The sequence below is a fragment of the Streptomyces sp. CBMA123 genome (genome assembly GCF_014596465.1).
Lineage (GTDB): Bacteria > Actinomycetota > Actinomycetes > Streptomycetales > Streptomycetaceae > Kitasatospora.
The window spans coordinates 1-1,766 of record NZ_MECK01000462.1 but is presented as its reverse complement, the minus strand read 5'-3'; the positions used below and the strand labels follow the sequence as shown (position 1 = coordinate 1,766).

The window sequence follows — 1,766 nt, the reverse complement described above, 5'->3', positions numbered from 1 at the left end:
GGACGCCGAGGCCGTCGTCCCGGGCCCGGCCGCCCCTTCCGGCAGCTCGGGGGCCTCGGCCGGCTCGTCGCCCCCGAGGGCGGCGGCGAGGTCCGGCGGCAGCGGGGCGGCGGGTCCGGGCTCGGGGAGGTCGTAGGTGTGCAGGAAGTCGCCGAGGCCGGGCTCCCTGCCGCCGCCGAGCCGGTAGTGGAGGTAGGCGACGGGCGCGCCGTCGGAGGTGCGGGTGTAGACGGCGCCGACCGGGACGTAGTAGCGGCCGGCGCCGGGGTGCTGGGAGGGGTGGAGGCCGGCCAGGCGTTCGGCGCGGTCGCGGTCGGTCTCCCGGCCGACCCGGCCGACGGTGAGCGCGTTGACGCCGCGCACCACCAGGGCCGCGCCGGCGGACACGCACAGCACCAGTCCGACGGCGACGGTGCGCCGCAGGACGGGTCGGCCGTGCAGGGCCGGCCAGGAGTCGGTGACCATCCGCTCGGGTGGAATGCCGTCCACGGTTCGCTCGCTCCCCCGCTTCGATCAGGACGTCCGGCCGGCACGTTCGGCCGGGACGTCACACTCTGCTCGACGTGGGACGCTAGCGGAGAGTTCCTCAGCCCAGGTAGGCGGGGGCGACGGCGGCCTTGGTGACCGGCCGCGCGGCGCCGGAGCCGTCCGCCGGGACGGCCCACAGGTCGGCGCCGTAGTCCCCGGGGAGGGCGTAGAGCAGCGTCCCGTCGTCGGACCACAGCGCCTGGTCGTCGATGTTGCGCTGCTCGGCGGTGGCGGTCTCCGTCCCGGTCGCCAGGTCGAGGACGTACAGCCGCCAGGGGGCGTCGGGCGACAGGCCGGGGACGCGCTTCTTGTACGCGATGCGGGTGCCGTCGGGGGAGAGCGAGGGGCACTCGACGTTGTCGTGGACGGTGGTGAGAGTGCGGGCGGCGAGGTCGCCGCGGACCAGGTGGGTCTGCCCGGAGGTGGCGAGGGTGGCGTAGAAGGTGGTGTCGTCGGCGAAGGTGACTCCCCAGATGTTGATGTCGTGCGCCTGGTACGGGTGGCCGTCCTTGATGACGGCGAAGTCCTCCAGGTTCTCCCGCAGGTTCCAGTCCCGGACGTCCACGATCGAGCTGCGGGTGGAGAAGTCGCTGCCCGCGTAGGAGTCGCCGCTGACGAAGACCGTCCAGGCGGCGAGGTGTCCGGACGGGGAGACCCGGGCGCGGGTGGGGATGCCGGCGGCGGGGAAGGAACGCCGTTCGCGCAGGTGGTCGTCCAGGACGACGGCGCGGTAGGTGTCGTCCAGCGCGCCGTGCTGGGCCTGGAGGCAGATGCCGGTGCCGGCGGCGGCGTGGAAGCGCAGGCACTGGGTGCCGGAGGCGGTGCGCGGGCCGTCGGGGTGGTCGGCGGGGACGGTGGTGATCTCGTCCCGGTGCGGGCCCCAGGCCATGTTGCGGAACAGCAACTGACGGCCCTTCGAGGGCACTTGGAGCGAGACCGGGCCGGGTTCGACGGCCGGCCCGCCCGCCTGGGGGCGGTCGCGCTCGGCGGTGCGGTCGGCGGCGTAGAGGACGGCGCCGGTGCCGACCGCGCCGAGCACCAGGACGGCGAGCAGCAGCACGATCACCCGGCTGCGGTTGTTCTGCAGGTTCACGGACTCTCCAGGCTCTCCGGGTTCACGGACTCTCCAGGCTCTCCGGGTTCACGGTCTCTCCTCGACGGCAGCGGGCCCCACGGCGGCGGGCTCCGGGGCGGCGGGCTCCGGGGCGCGCAGCACCACCGCCGCGCCGGCCACGCAC

At 75.2% G+C, this 1,766-nt stretch carries 1 protein-coding gene and 1 pseudogene; both read right to left on the bottom strand.

The genetic code is table 11. The features are described from left to right. Positions 1-489: pseudogene (locus BG452_RS34255) on the bottom strand (hypothetical protein); the annotation flags it as partial. Between the two features lie 97 nt (positions 490-586). Continuing rightward, complete coding sequence (locus tag BG452_RS34250; protein WP_317621364.1) at positions 587-1,621, bottom strand: TolB-like translocation protein; 1,035 nt, start codon at positions 1,619-1,621, stop codon at positions 587-589. Between the last annotated feature and the right edge of the window lie 145 nt (positions 1,622-1,766).